18 protein-coding genes are annotated in these 19,448 nt (G+C 44.2%); 8 read left to right on the top strand and 10 right to left on the bottom strand.

Annotation, left to right across the window (positions count from 1 at the left end):
- Window positions 1-72: 72 nt before the first annotated feature.
- Complete coding sequence (locus E5S67_RS05225; protein ID WP_172186008.1) at window positions 73-303, bottom strand: photosystem II protein, Psb35-related; 231 nt, start codon at window positions 301-303, stop codon at window positions 73-75.
- Window positions 304-741: 438 nt separating this feature from the next.
- Between E5S67_RS05225 and treS the strand changes: the two genes are divergently transcribed.
- Window positions 742-4,125, top strand: coding sequence for a maltose alpha-D-glucosyltransferase (gene treS, locus E5S67_RS05220; protein ID WP_172186007.1), 3,384 nt, complete (start codon window positions 742-744; stop codon window positions 4,123-4,125).
- 128 nt (window positions 4,126-4,253) lie between these two features.
- Here the strand turns inward: treS and E5S67_RS05215 are convergent, their stop codons facing one another.
- The 3 genes from E5S67_RS05215 to E5S67_RS05205 form a co-directional block, all read right to left on the bottom strand.
- The gene (locus E5S67_RS05215; protein WP_172186006.1) at window positions 4,254-4,727 is read right to left on the bottom strand and encodes a hypothetical protein; all 474 of its coding nucleotides are present in this window, start codon (window positions 4,725-4,727) and stop codon (window positions 4,254-4,256) included.
- A 5-nt stretch (window positions 4,728-4,732) separates the two neighbouring features.
- The gene (locus E5S67_RS05210; RefSeq protein WP_172186005.1) at window positions 4,733-5,053 is read right to left on the bottom strand and encodes a 2Fe-2S iron-sulfur cluster-binding protein; all 321 of its coding nucleotides are present in this window, start codon (window positions 5,051-5,053) and stop codon (window positions 4,733-4,735) included.
- A gap of 184 nt (window positions 5,054-5,237) precedes the next feature.
- Window positions 5,238-5,885, bottom strand: a complete 648-nt coding sequence (locus E5S67_RS05205) for an RNA polymerase sigma factor (RefSeq protein ID WP_172186004.1) — start codon at window positions 5,883-5,885, stop codon at window positions 5,238-5,240.
- A 230-nt stretch (window positions 5,886-6,115) separates the two neighbouring features.
- Between E5S67_RS05205 and E5S67_RS05200 the strand changes: the two genes are divergently transcribed.
- Window positions 6,116-6,904 (top strand): DUF5131 family protein, encoded by a 789-nt coding sequence (locus tag E5S67_RS05200; RefSeq protein WP_172186003.1) that lies wholly within the window; start codon window positions 6,116-6,118, stop codon window positions 6,902-6,904.
- Here the strand turns inward: E5S67_RS05200 and E5S67_RS05195 are convergent.
- The 3 genes from E5S67_RS05195 to E5S67_RS05185 form a co-directional block, all read right to left on the bottom strand.
- Window positions 6,885-8,027 carry a three-Cys-motif partner protein TcmP gene (locus E5S67_RS05195; protein WP_172186002.1) on the bottom strand — a complete coding sequence of 381 codons (1,143 nt, stop codon included), beginning with the start codon at window positions 8,025-8,027 and terminating at the stop codon, window positions 6,885-6,887. The two genes, E5S67_RS05200 and E5S67_RS05195, sit on opposite strands and share 20 nt — an antisense overlap.
- 51 nt (window positions 8,028-8,078) lie before the next feature.
- Window positions 8,079-11,870: a hydantoinase B/oxoprolinase family protein gene (locus E5S67_RS05190; protein ID WP_172186001.1), complete on the bottom strand. Its 3,792-nt coding sequence runs from the start codon at window positions 11,868-11,870 to the stop codon at window positions 8,079-8,081.
- 145 nt (window positions 11,871-12,015) lie between these two features.
- The gene (locus E5S67_RS05185) at window positions 12,016-12,864 is read right to left on the bottom strand and encodes a M28 family peptidase (RefSeq protein WP_172186000.1); all 849 of its coding nucleotides are present in this window, start codon (window positions 12,862-12,864) and stop codon (window positions 12,016-12,018) included.
- Between the two features lie 47 nt (window positions 12,865-12,911).
- Here E5S67_RS05185 and E5S67_RS05180 point away from each other — a divergent pair, with 47 nt between their 5' ends.
- Genes E5S67_RS05180 through E5S67_RS05165 form a run of 4 tightly spaced genes read left to right on the top strand, consistent with a single transcriptional unit; the run spans window position 12,912 to window position 15,455 of the window.
- A complete protein-coding gene (locus E5S67_RS05180; protein ID WP_172185999.1) occupies window positions 12,912-14,021 on the top strand; it encodes an AAA family ATPase in 1,110 nt (369 codons plus the stop codon).
- A gap of 1 nt (window position 14,022) precedes the next feature.
- Complete coding sequence (locus E5S67_RS05175) at window positions 14,023-14,697, top strand: phage tail protein (protein ID WP_172185998.1); 675 nt, start codon at window positions 14,023-14,025, stop codon at window positions 14,695-14,697.
- A gap of 51 nt (window positions 14,698-14,748) precedes the next feature.
- A complete protein-coding gene (locus E5S67_RS05170; protein ID WP_172185997.1) occupies window positions 14,749-15,039 on the top strand; it encodes a hypothetical protein in 291 nt (96 codons plus the stop codon).
- Window positions 15,036-15,455: a PIN domain-containing protein gene (locus tag E5S67_RS05165; RefSeq protein ID WP_172185996.1), complete on the top strand. Its 420-nt coding sequence runs from the start codon at window positions 15,036-15,038 to the stop codon at window positions 15,453-15,455. The genes E5S67_RS05170 and E5S67_RS05165 overlap by 4 nt, the downstream gene beginning before the upstream one ends.
- A 13-nt stretch (window positions 15,456-15,468) precedes the next feature.
- On the opposite strand, the gene E5S67_RS05160 is transcribed toward E5S67_RS05165, so the two are convergent.
- Window positions 15,469-16,542, bottom strand: a complete 1,074-nt coding sequence (locus E5S67_RS05160; protein ID WP_172185995.1) for a DMT family transporter — start codon at window positions 16,540-16,542, stop codon at window positions 15,469-15,471.
- 91 nt (window positions 16,543-16,633) lie between these two features.
- A complete protein-coding gene (locus E5S67_RS32250) occupies window positions 16,634-16,771 on the bottom strand; it encodes a hypothetical protein (protein ID WP_216670207.1) in 138 nt (45 codons plus the stop codon).
- A gap of 76 nt (window positions 16,772-16,847) precedes the next feature.
- Here E5S67_RS32250 and sppA point away from each other — a divergent pair, with 76 nt between their 5' ends.
- Both sppA and aroH read left to right on the top strand, forming a co-directional pair.
- A complete protein-coding gene (gene sppA / locus E5S67_RS05155; RefSeq protein WP_172186044.1) occupies window positions 16,848-17,666 on the top strand; it encodes a signal peptide peptidase SppA in 819 nt (272 codons plus the stop codon).
- 246 nt (window positions 17,667-17,912) lie between these two features.
- Window positions 17,913-18,338 (top strand): chorismate mutase, encoded by a 426-nt coding sequence (gene aroH / locus E5S67_RS05150; RefSeq protein WP_425487373.1) that lies wholly within the window; start codon window positions 17,913-17,915, stop codon window positions 18,336-18,338.
- A gap of 158 nt (window positions 18,339-18,496) precedes the next feature.
- Here aroH and crtR read toward each other — a convergent pair whose 3' ends face one another.
- Window positions 18,497-19,387 carry a beta-carotene hydroxylase gene (crtR, locus tag E5S67_RS05145; RefSeq protein WP_172185994.1) on the bottom strand — a complete coding sequence of 297 codons (891 nt, stop codon included), beginning with the start codon at window positions 19,385-19,387 and terminating at the stop codon, window positions 18,497-18,499.
- Window positions 19,388-19,448: the final 61 nt, after the last annotated feature.

The following is a 19,448-nucleotide window of genomic DNA, read 5'->3' as shown; positions in this document are numbered from 1 at the left end:
CTGCCTGTTATTTAAAATTAGGAACAGGCCGTCGGGTCTGTTATTGAAAATGGTGAAACTTGTTAATTGATATCAGGAATTCGAGATGGTGCGGCTGCCGTAAGCATCCATGCTGTAGGCGGGAACGCGAACGCTGTAATCTATCTCTTTTGCTGTGATTGCTACAGCCAATTTTTCAAAAGATTCATCGTTCCAATTCCGCTCGTGGATTGGCTTTGACTGTTCGCCCAGGAAATATGCTTGAGTGCCAATTAATGCTGCTGCGACCCAACCGACGATTAAAAGAGCGATTACAAGAACCATTTTTGCTTTTTCCTTAACTTTTGTTGCTTTATGTAAACAAATGTAACAAAAGCTAGCCGTTAAAGTCAAGGTAGTGTACTGTCGTGGCAACCGTCCGACAGGTAGTAAATACCGCCCCTAATACTTAGTCTGTAGGGGTGCGCACCCCGCAACGATATGTAAGGTGCGCACCGCGCAACGATATGTAGGGTGCGCACCGCGCCCCAATAGGTATCCGGATCGTGAACTGTATCCGAAATAGCAAAACACATTTTTAGAATTTTATAATTAAGAAATTATAAGTTTTGCGTTAATAAATTACGATTAAAACTCTGCCGCTGGCATGAGGAATCGCCGCCAAATTATGAGTTATGATTTATCAGTTTGGATTTGAACTAACAAAGCCCAATTACCAAATTGCAAGGGCTAATTCCCAATTACCAATCACCCATAAAAATCATGCCAAACTCAATGTTAAATGACGACCCCTTGTGGTTCAAAGACGCGATTATTTACGAAGTACCAGTACGCGCTTTTGCCGACAGCAATGCAGACGGGATCGGCGACTTTAGAGGACTGACAGAAAAACTGGATTACCTGCAAAACTTGGGAGTAACAGCAATTTGGGTACTGCCATTTTTTCCATCGCCGCTCCGAGACGACGGCTACGATACATCTCACTATACCACCGTCAACCCAATTTACGGCACATTAGAGGATTTTAAAGAGCTTTTAGAAGCAGCGCACCAGCGGGGAATTCGAGTCATTATTGAGTTAATTGTCAACCATACTTCCGACCAGCACGCTTGGTTTCAGCGATCGCGCCGCGCCCCGAAAGGCAGTAACGAAAGAGATTTTTACGTGTGGAGCGACACGCCGGAAAAATATCAAGATGCTCGGATTATTTTCCAAGATTTTGAAACATCTAATTGGGCTTGGGATGGGGTAGCAAAAGCTTATTACTGGCACCGTTTTTATTCCCACCAACCAGATTTGAATTACGACAATCCGGCCGTCCGCCAAGCCATCTTAGACGTGGTAGATTTCTGGTTGGCACTGGGAGTAGACGGACTGCGCATGGATGCCGTGCCTTACCTGTACGAGCGCGAAGGTACTAACTGCGAAAACCTGCCAGAAACTCACGTATTTCTGAAGCAATTGCGGCAGCACGTAGATGAGAAATTCCCCAACCGGATGCTGCTTGCTGAGGCGAATCAGTGGCCGGAGGATGCGGTTGAATATTACGCTGCTGGGGATGAATGTCACATGAACTTTCATTTTCCGCTGATGCCGCGTTTATTTATGGCTTTGTATATGGAAGATAGCTTCCCAATTAGCGATATTCTCCAGCAAACTCCGCAGATTCCCAATAACTGTCAGTGGGCATTATTTTTGCGGAATCACGATGAATTGACGCTGGAAATGGTGAGTGATGAAGACCGAGATTATATGTATCGGGTTTACGCTCAAGATACTCAGGCGAGAATTAATTTGGGCATCCGCCGCCGCTTGGCTCCTTTAATGGGAAATAACCGCCGCCGCATCGAGTTGATGAATGCTTTGCTGCTGTCTCTTCCGGGTACGCCGGTGCTTTACTACGGCGATGAAATTGGCATGGGAGACAATATCTATTTGGGCGATCGTAACGGGGTGAGAACTCCGATGCAGTGGAGCGGCGATCGCAATGCCGGTTTCAGCCGCGCTAACCCGCAGCGGCTTTACGCGCCGCCAATTGTTGACCCTGAATATCACTACGAATCTATTAACGTGGACGCGCAGCGGGCGAATCCGAGTTCTCTGTGGTGGTGGATGAAACGCCTAATTGCAATTCGGCAGCGCTTCCAAGCATTCGGCCGCGGAACTTGCGAGTTTCTGTACCCGGAAAACCGCAAAGTTTTAGCCTTTGTGCGCACTTATCAAGACCAACACATTCTCGTAGTGGCTAATTTGTCGCGCTTCGTGCAGACGGCAGAATTAGACCTTTCGCCCTTTAAAGGTGCTGTTCCAGAGGAGATTTTCGGCCGTACTGAGTTTCCGGCGGTTGGCGACTCGCCTTACTTTTTGAGCTTGAGCTCTCACACATTTTACTGGTTTACTCTTACTGCTAAACACGAAGATTTTTCGCTGCACGGTTTTCACACAGACTTGCCGAGTTTGGCAGTCATAGGTACTTGGAAAACTGCTTTTTCTACAAGTCAGTTAAGCGATATGCTGCTAAATATTTTGCCGGAATACTTGCGACGCAATCGCTGGTATAGCGGTACAGACAGGATAATTCAATCATTAGAAATAAGTGAGATTGTGCCTGTTGAATGTAAAGATAGTGCCGGGGAGGAATCTAAAGTTTACATTCTGTTTTTGCTGTTGAATTATACTGAAGGTATGCCGGAAACTTACGTTTTGCCTTTAGGTTGGGAAGAGATGAAAGGCGATGCGGACGATCGGGCGATCGCGCGCCTGCACTTCCCAGAAACCAACAAGGAAGTCGGGGTACTATTTGATGCTGCTGGGGACAAAGGTTTTCTGAGCGCGCTGCTGGGGGCGATCGCCAATTCTCGCACTCACAGAGGGGTTGCAGGTCAACTCGTAGGAATTGCCGACAGTGAATTCAGATCGGAACAAGATTTATCGCACCTCGAACCTCACCTGTTCAAAAAAGAACAAAGCAATACATCCGCAGCTTACGGCGACCGCTTCGTCCTGAAAATATTGCGAAAAGTCGAGGAAGGAATCAACCCCGAATTAGAAATCGGACGCTTTTTAACCGATCGCAACTCGATCCAACACTACGCTCCAATTGCCGGAGCATTGGAATATCAAACACCAGGAAAACAAGTCATTACAGTCGGAATACTACAAAAATTAATCCCCGACAGCGTAGACGCTTGGTCTTATACATTAGACACACTGCGCGACTATTTCGAGCAAGTAATGACAGTAGAAGCAAAGCATTCCGGCGAAAATTTATCTATTTCCCCCGAAAATTATTTACCGAGCGCTTTGATCGGACTAACGCAGCGGCAGCCAAACTCGCTAGTAGCGGATTTATCGCTAGAAATTCCGGCATTAGCTCGCGAACTCATCGGCTCTTACTTAGCATCAGCCGAACTTTTAGGCCAGCGGACAGCCGAACTTCACCTCGCTTTAGCTTCAGACATAGAAAATCCCGCTTTTGCCCCAGAAAGCTTCACCTCCTTTTACCAGCGTTCCATCTATCAACACATGAGAAATGTCGCAGGAAGAACTTTGCTGGAGCTGAAAAAACGGCTGACCAAACTGCCGCCAGACATACAAAAATCGGCGCAAAAGCTCCTCAACCGCGAAGATTTGCTCATGGAACGTTTCAAGTCTATTTTGAACTTGAGAATTACGGCTGATAGAATTCGCTGTCACGGGGACTTTCATTTCGGGCAAGTTCTTTATACAGGCAAAGACTTCGTAATTATTGATTTCGGAGGAGAACGGAATCGACCCTTAAGCGAGCGGCGGATGAAGAGGTCGCCCCTGCGAGATGTTGCGGGAATGCTGCAATCTTTGAGTTACGCTGTTACTTTGGCACTGCGCAATGAAGTAGAAAGTGGCATGATTCGCCCTGAAAATCTCCCGGAGATGCAGCAGTGGGCGAACGTTTGGCACCGCTGGGTCAGCCTCACTTTTGTTAAGAGCTATTTGGCAACAGCAGCCGATGCAAATTTCTTGCCCAAATCTATACCGGAACTACAAGTTTTGCTGGATGCTTACATTTTGGAAAAAGCGGTTGGCGAGCTAGCCTACGAACTTAATTACCGCTTGGATTGGGCGCACATTCCGCTTCAGCGGATTGTACAATTGCTGAATTTATAAGGGGGAGTTTATCTATACTCATTAGGGTGCGTGACTTTCTAGCCACTCAAGTGGCAGCCCGATTCTTGAGAGTCACGCACCTTACATGACACAAAATCTGGTTGAACAACCATTTGCACCGGCGAATATTAGGTAGGAGTGACAACTGATTCACGCATCTTTGCGATCGCTTTGATAATTTCTTCTCGATTCTTACCTGATTGTATCCATTTTGGAAGTCGAGAGAACAGACTCTTATTAGACCAGCCATGAAGTTCATGAGGTTTTCGTTCCCTCAGCTTTGCCCGAACAAACGCCTCAATAAATTCTAAATGTCGAAGATTGTAAGCCCAAAGCGTCTGACCGCAACAGGAAGTTTCAAGCCACAGAGGATAGCCTAAATAGTCATCCCCTGACCTACTATACCAGCTTTCAATCTTTTGCTTAGACCAATCTTTTGAGGAACCACAAGCTGTACAAGAAAATCTGCGAGGAGCAAAGAGATCGGCCTTATCAGGATCGATACAACGCACGATCGCACATGCATCACAACAAGGGCATCGCACCAGAAATTCATCCTGGAATGAGTAGATTGTTTCACGAGTATCTTTAAATCGCTCCATACTTATTACTTAAAATAAAGAGCTGTTTGATACAAAACTTGTTCTTGATGAGTTAACAAAGTACAATCAGAAAGCGGGTAAGCCACACAAGTAACAGCGTAGCCAGCTTGCAATTCTGACGGCTTCAAAAACTTTTGTTCGCTTTGGTCGATTTCACCGCTCAGCAGTTTGACAACGCAAGCAGAACACTCTCCTTGCTTGCATCCATTCGGCAAGCGGATGCCCGCATCTTCTGCCATATCTAAGATATACTGGTCGTCTGGTACTGCGATCGTGCGATCGAGGGCGAGAGCCTCATTCACAAACCGAACTTGATAAATTGCCATTTCCACCTCTTATATTTGGATTCTTTGTATTTAACAAAATTAGATTATTACAACTTTCACAAAACATCGAAATCTAGGGCGCGCAGCGGGCAGCTTCCCTATATATAATAGCTAAAAAAACCCGATATTTTCCAACTACCGGGTTTTTGAGACTACACAAACTCGGCGCGATTGTATCCGATCTCTAAGCAAGTTCTTCTTGATAATCGAGATTTTCATCGAGATAAATAGCCCGAATATCCTCCGGCAAACCGGATTCTAAAGTTTGATATCCTTTTTGCAGCAAAGCTTTTACCTGAGCGGGCGAAATAGCTTCGCCTTCTGCTTGTAAATAAGCTGCAATTCGAGTTTCGCTCCAGCGGAAAGTCTGAGCCATCAACACTACTAAACGCGGCAGCGGCGCTAACAATTCTAAAGCTTGTTTGACGTAACACCACAGGGGGGGCGGAGCAGATTGCAAAGAGTAGTGGATCGACTCAACAGGAGGCAATTCGGCTTGATTTATGCAGATAGCTGTAACATTAATCAGCCAGTTTTGGAGACTGAGATTTCCGCCCTCAGACTCTTGGAGTTCGCGGCGCAAATCGAGGCCTCGGAGCTCGTGATAGATGTGCAGCCAAGTGTGGGCAAATAGGTAATCTCCTTGTACGGGCGATCGCACGGAATGGCGAATCAGGGAGTGGACAATTTGAGCGTAGCGGCAAAAAATTGCCGTGAAGAAGCGACCCTGATCGGGATGGTTTTGAAACAGAGTCAATAATTCCTGGTCGCTGTGATGGAACAGGGATTTGACCACAGGATGGTTGAGTTCTGAAAAATTAGGTGTTTGCACAATTGTTCTGGAAAGGTTCGGAGAATAAATGCTGGTTCAGCCCGATTCTACAACACGATATACATTTGATGCAAGTGCTTAAAAAATATGTTGATATTTAAGTTATATTTAAGTCAATTTAATTATATAATGGAATTGGTAAGTGACGCTAAATAAACCTCAATTAATAGAGCGAATTTTATTAGTTCACCGTCACCTACAAAGGTTGTTTAAGTAGTATTTTTTTTTGTATGTCTAGCATTAATACTGGTATCGAATGGACCGACAGAACATGGAATCCAACGACAGGCTGCGATAAAGTCAGTCCTGGTTGTACACATTGTTATGCTGAAGCATTAACAAAACGGTTTCATACTAATTTTCCTAACGGTTTTGATTTAACGGAATATCCAAAGCGTTTGAATGAACCTAAAAGCTGGCGAAAGCCGAGTCGCATTTTTGTTAACTCAATGAGTGATTTGTTCCATGAAGATATTTCTCTGGAATTTCTGAAACAAGTCTTTGATGTAATGCGTGAAACTCCTCACCACATTTATCAAATTCTTACGAAGCGACATGAGCGTTTAGCAGACTTAGCCTCTCAACTTGATTGGTGTGATAATATTTGGATGGGGGTGTCTGTTGAAAATCAAAACTATGTTCATCGTGTGGAGCATTTGCGACAAGTCAATGCAAAGGTACGCTTTTTATCCTGCGAACCACTTTTAGGGCCTTTGCAACTCGATCTAAGAGATATTCACTGGGTAATAGTTGGGGGAGAGTCGGGGCAAAAACACCGTCCGATGCAGGAAGAATGGGCACAAAGTCTTCGGGATCAGTGTCAGAATGCTGGAGTCGCGTTTTTCTTCAAGCAATGGGGAGGTAGAACGCCCAAAGCTGCTGGGAGACTTCTGGATGATAAAATTTGGAATGAGATGCCGGAAGCATGGAATAAACATCAAAGGCAATTCAATGGCTACACTTTCAGCGTGAGTCGCAACTCAAATAAAGTAGTAACATCTACTTTGGTGGAAAGGTAACTCTCACTTGCTCTCCAAATGTAATTTCTCCTTTTGGCTTTCTTCGTTGACTGGCAGATGGATCAGCTACAATTTTACCTTGTTGTTCTAGTTTTTTAAGAGCTTCCTTGTAATTTTTACTAATGTAACGCTTGCCAACATGATGTTGATTGTAAATTTCTTCCATTGTGAGTGTTTGACCAGCAAATTCATCAAGGAGCATATTTTCAAGGTCATCGATCGGTTGAAAATCAAAGAGTGAAAGCTGAATAGCCGCCTGACTCTGATTGTATTCAAAAGATGGTACTCCTTGAGTAAAAATGGAGCTTTTTTGAGCCATAATATCTTTCATAATTGAGTGACCTCGCTTATTCTTAGATATAAAAATAAGATAATGGCTAGTACGACTAGCACTAGATTTTTTGAAGCAAAAATCTTGAACGTGCGACCCCCCAACATCTTTCAATGCCTGACAAATACTCTTTACAATAGTTGATTCTCGTTCTTCAGGCTGCATAGGTTTAAGTTCTTCCCTCAGCGCATCAGCTCGTTTTTCACCAAAAAAGGAGTTCATCTCTTTCTTTACAACGGGGTTATTTACATCCATATTAATGCGGTTGTAGTTAAAGAAAAATATGCAATCACTACCCCAATTGCTGATAACTGATCCTATTAGACTAATTGACAAACCCTTATAACCAAAAGGGTCAATAAAAAAAAGTGTCGGTGCTGATTTAATATTTTTTTTAATATCCTGGATAATTTCTTCTCCCACCTCCTTATTTAAAATAATTGGTAGGTGTCTTAAGGTATCTATACCAGGTAAAGATGCTATTGCCCGAGCGAGAGACTCGGTGTTAGTGGAGTCTATATCATTAAAAATTGTTACAAACTGTTCTCGCATTTGTGATTCAGCAAGGACACTTTCCAAAATTAGTAATGGTGTAGATTTGCAACCGTCTTTATAATAACCTGGTCCAGAAAATAAATCTACATATGCAATATTTGGGGGTCTTTTTGAGAAGGGTATTTTTTTTATTTGACTAATCATTATCTTAGCCCATGCCCCAAAGTATTTAGCTACGATCTCAATTTTAACTAAAGATTGTTCTTTAGGTTTATCGTAAAAAGAGTTATTAACCATAACTTTGCCTCTCCGAGCTCGATGATTATTACATTTTACTGAATTATACTACTATTTTGCTCTACCATATCCTCCGCCCCCCGGTGTTTCAATTACAAACACATCCCCCGGCTGCATTTCCACAGTCGCCGTACTCCCCAATTCCTCAACTTTTCCCTCAACCTTTTCAACATAATTGCGTCCAACTTTCCCCGCTTCCCCCCCATTCAAACCGCAAGGAGAAATCACCCGCCGCCCCGATAAAATTCCCGCCGTCATCGCCTCCCGAAACCGTACTCGCCGCACGACTCCATTACCGCCGCGATGAGATCCATTCCCCCCGCTATTAGCCCGAATTTCAAAACTTTCTAACAACACCGGAAAGCGCCATTCTAATACTTCTGGGTCAGTTAAACGCGAATTAGTCATGTGAGTTTGAACCGCATCCGTACCGTCAAAATCTGCACCAGCACCCGAACCGCCGCAAATAGTTTCATAATATTGATAGCGCTGATTTCCAAAGGTAAAATTATTCATAGTTCCCTGAGAAGCCGCCATCACTCCCAAAGCACAATACAAAGCATCGGTAATATTCTGCGATGTTTCCACATTTCCGGCCACTACCGCCGCTGGATAGCGAGGATTCAGCATACAGCCTTCGGGATTGATGATTTCGAGAGGTTTCAAACAGCCAGCATTTAGAGGGATATCGTCATCTACCAACGTGCGGAAAACATACAAAACAGCGGCTTTGCACACCGCAGCGGGAGCATTAAAATTGTTGGCTTGTTGACCGGAAGTGCCAGTAAAATCTATTTTTGCACTGCGCGCAGATTTGTTAATTGTAATCGCTACCTTAATTTGTCCGCCACTATCCATCGGATAAGTAAACTCGCCATCACTCAAAACATCAATTACCCTGCGTACCGACTCTTCAGCATTGTCTTGTACGAACCCCATATAAGCTTGCACAGTTTCTAATCCATAATGCTCTACCATCTTGATCAGCTCTTCTGCGCCGCGCTTGTTAGCAGCAATTTGTGCTTGCAAATCGGCTATATTTTGAGCATAATTGCGAACCGGAAAATTACCCCCTCTCAGAATTTCTAGTAATTCTTTTTCTCGAAAATTGCCCTCGCTTACTAACAGAAAATTGTCAAGCAATACACCTTCTTCAGTTACTGTTGTACTGTTAGGAGGCATGGAACCGGGAGTGATGCCGCCGATGTCGGCGTGGTGTCCCCGCGAGGCAACATAAAACAAAGGAAGGGAGGAATCACGAGCAAATACTGGAGTAATAACGGTGATATCTGGTAAATGCGTGCCGCCGTTGTAGGGATTGTTAGAAACATAAACATCGCCGGGTTGAATCGCATTGCTTTGTGCTAAAATTAAAGCTTCAACGCTTTCGCTCATCGAGCCCAGATGTACGGGAATGTGCGGCGCGTTGGCAACTAATTGCCCGTTTTTGTCGAAAATTGCACAGGAAAAGTCGAGACGTTCTTTGATATTGACTGAGGAACTTGTGTTTTGCAAGGTGACGCCCATTTGTTCGGCGATCGCCCGAAACAAATTATTAAAAATTTCTAGCAAAACCGGATCTGATTTAGCCACAGATAAACGCGAATCAACGCGGATATTATCTGCGTCCATCTGCGTGCATCTGCGGTTCAAAATTAAATCATTATTTTCGGTGATTTCCGCTTCCCAGCCCGGTTCTACGATATTAGTTCCCGTAGCTTCAACAATCATAGCAGGGCCTTCTATGCAGTCGCCCGATCGCAAATCGTCTCTCTGATAAACAGGCGTTTCCCGCCACCCGCCAGCAACATACATTTGCACCGTTGAAATTGGTTGCGCGGGCAAGATGCCCGTGCCGCGAGAGGGGGAAATTGTGGATGCTTCCGGCACATCCAATGTCTGCAAAATTGGTTGCACAGGCAAGATGCCTGTGCCACAAGAGGGGGAAATTGTGGATGCTTCCGGCACATCCATTCTTTCTACAACTTCCACCGAAACCGCTTCCACAATCAGCGGTTTTTCGGGCATAATAAAACTGTAACGCTGTCGGTGTGCTGCTTCAAATTCAGCCTGCATGGCCTCAATATTGTCAGCAAAATTGACCGCCAAAACCGAGTCACTTCCCTGATATTTTAAGCGCAACTTGCTAACAGCTAAAACCTCTGACTCATTCTCTGTGTTCTCTGCGCCTCTGCGGTTCAATTCCCTCTTTCCCTCAGCCTCCAATTCGGTTAAAATATGATGCAACTCAGGTAATAATTCTGCATTTAATTGTTGCTCGATCGCCCTTTCGCGAATAGCCCGCACATCAGCCAAACCCATACCGTAAGCCGACAACACACCTGCATAAGGGTGAATAAATACCCGTTTCATCCCCAAAGCATCGGCGATCGCACAAGCGTGTTGGCCGCCCGCACCGCCGAAACAGCACAATGTATACTCCGAAACATCGTAACCGCGCTGAAGCGAGATTTTTTTGACAGCATTCGCCATCTTTTCCACAGCGATCGCCAAAAAACCCTCCGCCACCTCTTCGGCCGTCCTCTCGCCCCCAATTTCCCCCGCTAATTGCCCAAATTTTTGGTTTACTACCTCAGGCGCGATCGGCAAATCTCCATTCAATCCAAATACTTTCGGGAAAAAATCCGGTTGAATTTTCCCCAACATCACATTGCAATCAGTCACCGTCAAGGGGCCGCCTTTGCGATAGCAAGCAGGCCCAGGATTGGCCCCAGCAGACTCCGGCCCGACGCGGTAGCGAGCCCCGTCAAAAAAGACAATTGAACCGCCGCCGGCTGCTACAGTGTGAATTGCCATCACGGGCGATCGCAATCTCACCCCAGCAATTTCCGTCTCAAATTCGCGTTCGTATTCGCCGTTAAAATGGGCAACATCTGTGGAAGTTCCGCCCATATCAAAGGTAATAATTTTATCAAAACCTGCCTTTTTGCTCGTTTGAACTGCACCGACAATTCCCCCAGCAGGCCCGGATAAAATACTGTTTTTTCCTTGAAATTGTGCCGCGTCCACTAAGCCGCCATTCGATTGCATAAACATTAATTTGGGGCATTGGGCATTGGGCATTGGGCTTTGGGCATTGGGCATTAATAATCCCTCGTTCCCGGAATCTGCCTCGATTAACTGACTGGTTACTTGTTCGACGTATCGACGTAAAATGGGAGATAAATAAGCATCGACAACCGCAGTATCTCCCCGCGAAACTAATTTCATCAGCGGGCTAACTTCGTGAGATACTGAAATTTGAGAAAAGCCAATTTCTTTCGCTATTTTAGCAACTTGTTTTTCGTGTTCCGAGTAGCGATAGCCGTGCATAAATACGATCGCACAACTGCGAATTCCCTCATCGTATGCTTGCTGCAAAGACGGGATAAACTCGGGATTGACAGCAGTTAACTCCTCACCTTGAGCGCTGTAGCGTTCTGCAACTTCAATAACTCGATCGTACAGCATCTGGGGCAAAACAATGTGACGCGCGAAAATATTGGGGCGGTTTTGATAGCCAATTCTCAGCGCATCGCCGAAACCTTTAGTAATTAACAGAATTGTGCGATCGCCCTTTCGTTCCAGCAAAGCATTTGTCGCCACCGTCGTCCCCATTTTAATCGCTTCAATTTCGGCGGCGGGTATGAGAACATCTGCGCCAATTCCTAAAATATCGCGAATTCCTTGAACTGCGGCGTCGGTGTAGCGTTCTGGGTTTTCCGACAGCAGCTTGTGAATGACTAATTTACCGTCGGGGCTGTTGGCGACAATATCGGTAAAAGTGCCACCGCGATCGATCCAAAATTGCCAGCGAGTGCGATCGGGAGAAGTAGGATTCATATCTCTTTTTTTTGAAATTTTTGTTTGATTAATTTACAAGTATTCAACAAACTTCTGTTCGAGTCAATTCATAAAATTCATAACTTCGGGTCATAAAACTCATAATTTCTGGTCGCTCAAACTAGCAGGCGGTCGATCGTGTTAATTATAGATGTCGAATGCCCTTGACTAACCCCTGACAAACACCAGTCAGAAAATCCAAATCCAAAGTCTCAATCCTATCGCTTTCTCGATGATAATGCGGATTTCGCATATTAGCAGTATCAGTCACCATGATAGCCGGATAACCATTATCCCAAAAAGGAACATGATCGCTGCGGCGAGTATCGGGGACAATTAAACCTCGATTCGGCACCGGCAGCCACTCGCAGGGCTGACCCGATTTGCGAATTTTGCCACTCAAATTAATCAAATCGGGAACAGTCGGGAAAGTGCCAATTAAAGCAATAAAATTGCCACTATTAGGATAAAAATCTTTCAAGCCAGCGGGATAGCTTTGAGAATTAGGATTATGGTTGCAATAACCCAACATTTCCAAAGAAATCATTAACCGGATTGACTTTTGCTGTTGCTTGTATTTAGCTGCATGATGACTGCTTCCCAAACAACCGTATTCTTCCATATCGAAGGCGACTAATTGCACTGGATATTTGAGCGGTCTAGATGCGATATCCCTTGCGAGTTCCAGCAAAACAGCAACACCAGTAGCATTATCATCCGCCCCAGGCGATCCGGGTGCAGTATCGTAATGAGCACCAATTACGATCGGCGACAACTGCTTCTTACTCGCCCGATCGAAGGAGGGTAAATCCAAAATCACATTGTGATGAATTCGGCCGCGCACGGAAAAATCGTCAATTTCTACAGTTCCCCACTGTGCCAACTGTTCGCGGATGTATTGCTGAGCATAAAAATGCCCTTCGGATGCGAGGTATGGATTGCGATCGCGTACAATTTGAATCAGATGGCTGTGCAAGCGTTCTTTGAGATTCATGCGATCGGAGATACAATGAGTACATTAAGATTATATGGGATTGAATTATGATTGGAGAAGTCAGAATCGAAAATTATAAGTCCATTCAAAAGCTGAAGCTAGAATTAGGACGAGTCACCGTATTGATTGGTGAAAATGGCTGCGGCAAGAGTAATATCCTAGAGGCGATCGCCCTTGCTTCTGCGGCGGCTGATGACAAGCTGGATAACGAGTTTTTAGCTTCTCGGGGCATCAGAGTTACAGAACCTCAATTTATGCGATCGGCTTTTGAAAAGGAAAATTTGGTTGAAGAGATCAAAATTGACTTACGGTGGAATGATGGACAAGAATTTAAGTTTCGTTTACAAAATGATAACTCTCCCTATTCTCAGTGGGTTAATGACAGCAATTATTATATTTGTTATAGTCCACTTCCAGATTTTGTAAGTTATTATACTGGCACCAATATAGAAAAAAATAAGATTCTTAAACATCAGGCTTATCAAATAGTTTATCTATGGAAATTTATAATTTACTCTCCTGAAAACCAAGCTTTACGAACTTTTGAAAAAGAAGGCCAAATTCAACCATTAGGGATTAATGGAGAAGGTTTGTTTAAACTTTTAAAATTCTTGAATTCAGATGATAAGCAAGAGCAGCTTAATGAAATAAAAAAAAAGCTGCAACTGATAGATTGGTTTCAAGATTTTGAAGCTCCTCCACATTTATCAAATATTCAAAACTCTCTCCCAATTAAAGATAGATACTTAGACCCGGATTTAACTTACTTTGACCAAAGAAGTTCTAATGAAGGCTTTTTATTTTTGCTTTTTTACTTTGCTTTATTTATTAGCGATCTCACGCCTAAATTTTTTGCAATAGATAACATTGACGCTTCCCTCAACCCCAGATTGTGTCGCAGATTAATGCAAGAATTAGTCGAATTAGCCAAAAAACACGACAAACAAGTTATATTCACAACCCACAACCCGGCAGTTTTGGACGGTTTAGATTTAGATGATGAGGAACAGCGGCTGTTTGCGATCTACCGCAACCAATTAGGGCATACTAAAGCTACACGCATTCTCAAACCTGAACCTCTCGAAGGACAGGAACCTGTAAAATTATCAGAGGCGTTTTTGAGGGGCTATATCGGCGGACTTCCTAAAAATTTTTAATATGATTAGTTTTGGATTGGTTACAGAGGGACTTACTGACCAGATTGTTATTGAGAATATTTTAGCTGGATCTTTCAATAGTCCAGATTTAGATATCAGACAACTTCAACCAGAAAGAGATAAAGACAATGAGAATAAATCCACCTACGGCGGCTGGACTCTAGTTTTTGATTATTGTAAGTCAAGAGATTTCCAAGAAGCATTGCAATTTATTGACTATATCATTATCCAAATAGATACGGATGTTTCAGAAGATTATAATATCCCCAAGCAAGATGAAAACGGTGAATTTACTCCTCAGCAGTTAATTGAAAAAGTTATTGAAAAGTTTAGGGGTGCAAGCGGCGATGATTTTTACAGCACATATCAACAAAAAATTATATTTGCAATCTCCGTACATTCTATTGAGTGTTGGTTGCTTCCACTGTATTATACCGACACTAAAAAATATAAAGTTAAGAACTGTCTCGATACTTTAAATAGAGAACTTCAGAAAAAACACAATTTTACGATCGACGCTAATGCTAAAAATCCTGAATATTATCGAGTAATTTCAGCACCATATCGCAAGCATAAAGTTTTGATGAAGCATTGCGCAGAAAATCCCAGTTTAAAAATTTTTATAGAAGAGATTCAAAGCAGAGACATTAAGATTGGTGGTGAAGAGGATTGGTAATGAAACAAGTTATTATGTCATATAATAGAAACATAGTTATCGGAGATTACCATGCAAGCATACAAACTTAGAGGTAAAATCGATGCGACTGGCAACTTGGTAGTTGTGGAACCCGTGAATATGCCGCCGGGAGATGTAGAAATCATCGTCTTGCAGCTAGCTGATACGGTTGTCAGTTCTCCAGATCCACTAATTCAGTCGGAGGAAGCTAAGCCTAAAAGAAAAGTGACAACTAAAATCAAGGCTTTGCAAGCCTGGTTTGAAAATACTGAACCTGTTTCACCTGACTTCGATGCAGAGGCAGCTAGATGGGAAGCTTTAAAGGAGAAATACAATCTGTGAAAATCTTGCTAGATACCAACATCATTTTAGATATCGCCCTTGAAAGACAGCCATTTTTTGGCGAAAGCGAACAAGTTTTGTCCTTAGTTGAACAAGGAGAGGTAGAAGGCTATATTTCAGCCTCAACTTTTAGCGACCTTTACTATATTATCCGTAAAGCTAAAGGTCGAGATTCAACGCTTGAATTTTTGAGGTATATAGCTACATTTTGTCAAGTAGCAACAGTAGATAACTCTGTTATTTCAATGGCATTAACCTGCAACTTCAAGGATTTTGAAGATGCAATTCAGTACAGCAGTGCTGTAATCAATCTAATTGATGCCATTGTCACCCGCAACCCGCGAGATTTTCCGGTTACTATTCCTAGGATTGTAACTCCAAATCAGTTAATTCTTGAATTAACCAATTCTCCCTAAATTTGTCAAAGCGCTAAACTTCTGATTCCAGTTCGCTAACCCGCAACTGCACGGGTAATTCTACAGAATTCAACTCAGACGATTCTAACAATCCTGTTGCTTCAACTTCTGCACTCGCTTCACCGTGCCGCACTTTTCGCAATTTATCACCCAAAGTATCCCGCTGATTAATCAAATAAATACTCACCAAAGTCAGCCCAACTCCCATCGATTGCAGCGGATTCAGCACTTCGCCTAAGAACAAATTGCCGAACAGCAAAGCAAATACAGGCGTAAGAAAGGTAAGAGAACTTAAACTGGTTAGACTGCCACTCGAAGCAAAATAAAAAAATAAACCGTAGGCGATCGCACTTCCGAACACAGTAGAATAACCTAATGCCATCCAGCCGGAAAAATCGATATTCACAAACTGTTCAGACTCAGTTGCAGCCGAAATTGCCAACAGCGGCAAACCGCCCAAAATCATGTGCCAACCAGTCGCCACCACCGGATCAACATAGCGGCAAACCCAGCGCACCAAAACCGTACCCACAGCCATCGACAAGGCAGCCAACAGCATCAACCATTCTCCACCCTGAAACAACTGTTCGATACCCGCAGAAACCGGCGCGTTTTCAGGATGAAAAAGGCCCAAAATCCAGCCATCCGGCAACCCAATCAAACTGATGCCCGCAACGCCAATAACTAATCCCAACCAGCCCCAAAAACCAATTTTTTCTTGAAACAGCCACAAACACAAAATCGCCACAGCTAGCGGCTGAGAATCAATCATCACCGAACCCAAACCCGCACCGGTTCGGGTCAAACCTTCGGCTAAAAAGCCTTGAAACAAAGTAGCGTCAACTAAAGCAAACAGCGAAATCCACAGCCAAGCTTTCCAACCCTGCGGCTGCGGTTTTCCCATCAGTGCCGCCGCCAGCAGCACCAACACGCCCGCAGGTACTAAACGCACGAATGCCACAAACAGCGGCGTTGTGTGCGGCATTACCCCCTTCATCGCTACCATCGCGGTTCCCCACAGGAAAAACGGCGCAATCAGCAACAGCGGGGCAAAAGGCAGTTTAGAATCGGTAAGTTTTAGCTGCATGGTGGAGACTCCAAATAATTGATGAGAGTGGCTCTCACGAGAATGATGTAGATTTGTTAAGCAATTTTTACAATTATATATCGAACGTGGGTTAAGTGCGATCGTACAAATCTCGATCTGCCATTAGGAACAGACAAGATGCCTGTTCCACAAAATCAAGGTGGAACAAGCATCTTGCCTGTTGCGAACAATCTGGAACAGGCAAGATGCCTGTTGCGAACACAGCCACAACATCTACCCCGATGAATAAGGCACACTATAAGAAGTTAGCTACAAAAACCCGTAACATTGTCTGTACACTGCCCATGATTTGGCCATTCAAGCCCCGCTATCGCAAACAAATCGCCCGTATCGAAATCACCGGAGCCATTGCCGGAGAAACCCGTAAACGAGTCCTAGAAGCTCTTAAAACCGTTGAAGAACGCAAATTTCCAGCCTTGCTGCTGCGGATAGACAGCCCCGGCGGCACTGTGGGCGATTCCCAGGAAATTTACAGCGCGCTCAAGCGTTTGCGCGAAAAAGTCAAAATTGTTGCCAGTTTCGGCAATATTTCAGCTTCAGGCGGAGTTTACATCGGCATGGGAGCCGAGCATATCGTTGCCAATCCCGGTACAATTACTGGCAGTATTGGCGTGATTATCCGGGGCAACAATCTAGAACGGCTGTTAGAAAAAGTAGGCGTTTCTTTTCAGGTGATTAAATCGGGACCGTATAAAGATATCTTGGCATTCGATCGAGAATTGACAGATCCTGAACAGCAAATTCTGCAAGACTTGATCGACACCAGCTACCAGCAATTCGTGGAAACCGTTGCTGAAGCCCGGAAATTGGCAGTTGAAAACGTGAAAACTTTTGCCGACGGCCGCGTTTTTACCGGCCAGCAAGCCTTAGAATTGGGTTTGGTCGATCGACTGGGAACAGAAGAGGACGCTCGCCGCCTTGCCGCCGAACTCGCAGGCCTCGACCCGGAAAAAACCGAGTGCTGCACGCTAGAAAAACAAAAACCTTTCCTAAATCGCGTCTTGGGGAGTAGTCTGGATATATCCGGGCTTTCAGCTTACAATAATGTGCTGGAATTCGAGCTTTCTACTAGCGGTTTGCCGCTGTGGATGTATCGCCCGTGATTAAATAAATTAGTCATTGGTCAGGAGTCAGTAGTCATTAGTTACTCCCTGGATGATTGGGCGATTGAAACCTGTTGACCTCAAACTCAAATGTGGCGCTTTGCCCGTCATAAGAGCTTCGCGCTGGCTTCGCCTACGAGTTCGAGGTCAAACTACACAAACGAAGTCCACTCAAGCGGGGACTAAGAAATAAACTGGGTATTTAAGCCTAATTTAGTATGACTAATGACTAATGACTAATGACTAATGACTAATAACAAAAATATGGAGGAAATTTGCGTGGAGTGGCAAGTGCGGGCGATTCGCGGGGCAACAACTGCCAGCGAGAATTCGGTGGAAGCAATTCGAGAAGCGGTGAGAGAATTGTTAGATGAATTAGAAGCAAAAAATGATATAAATCCAGAATTAATTATTAGTGCCACGTTTTCTGCAACTCGTGATTTAGATGCTGTGTTTCCGGCCGCGATCGCCCGCGAACGTCCTCACTGGTGTAATGTTCCTTTGTTGGACGTACAGCAAATGCACGTTGAGGGTGCTTTGGAACGCTGCATCCGCTTTTTGATTCACATCAATTGGCCCGCACATACTGAAATTTATCATCCTTATTTACGGGGAGCTCAAAATTTGCGCCCGGATAGGAATTTAGCGGTGGCGGTGGCTGGGGAAAAATAATAGATTCACTTTGGGCTTGATTTAAAAGTTAACTCACCATTACAGGTGGGTTTATTTTTTACGGGACTTGATACAGTACAAAAACTGCCCTGGGCATATACGGTTAAAAGCTTTTATTATAAAAAAAACCCGGTTTCTTCGAGAAACCGGGTTTTTTGTCAATCAGACGCTTTCTTGTGATGCAACCTAATCCCTAAAAAGATGTCATATATAAAACTCCAAAAGTCCTTTTTACCTTCCAATATTCCCAAAGTTTGAGGAGAACCCTTTTCATCTAACAGCGGCTTCACAGCTTCGTAAGCAGGCTTGTAATTATACCAAGGAATTGAAGGCCACAAATGATGGATCAGGTGATAGTTCTGTCCCAAAATTAAGATATTCAGAATAGGACTCGGATATACTCTGGCATTTTTCCAGCGATCGCGATCGTGAAACGGACGGTGCGGCAAATAATCAAAAAATAACCCCAAGGCTAATCCCACCACTAAAGCCGGAGAAAACCAAAAATTCAGCACGTAATCTAAATGGTCGTATTGAATCGAGATATACACGATCGCGATCACAAACAAACGGCTGAGAAACCATTCCAATAATTCGTATTTCCGCCACAGTTTGCGCTTAAAAAAGAAAATCTCGTGGTAAAAAAACCTCGCAGCAATCAACCACAAAGGCCCGCCGGTAGAAACATAATGGTCTGGATCGTTATCTGGGTCATTGACGTGAGCGTGATGCTGCATATGTACCCGCGTAAACACCGGAAATGCAAAACCCAACATCAGCGCGCTGCCGTGTCCCAAAATAGCATTGATTGTGCGATCGCGATGGGCTGCATTGTGAGACGCATCGTGAATCACAGTTCCAGCCATGTGCAAAGCCAACACGTTCAGCGAAAAACAACACCACTGCGGCCATTCCCAACACCAGAAACCCAAGTTAGAAATCACGATAATCGCTACTGCACTCAAAAACAGCAGCAGTGTCGGATTGAAGTCACCGGGAGGACTCAGAAACTCTTTCGGCACTGTCAGCGGCCGTCCTGCCTCCGACATCTTTGTTAAGACTCCTTAATATTTCACACTTGCGTAGTATAAGATACAAGCCGGACAATAG

Origin of the sequence: Microcoleus asticus IPMA8 (assembly GCF_013179805.1) — a bacterium.
Taxonomy (GTDB): Bacteria; Cyanobacteriota; Cyanobacteriia; order Cyanobacteriales; family Microcoleaceae; genus Microcoleus; species Microcoleus asticus.
This window is presented reverse-complemented; position numbering and strand designations above follow the sequence as displayed.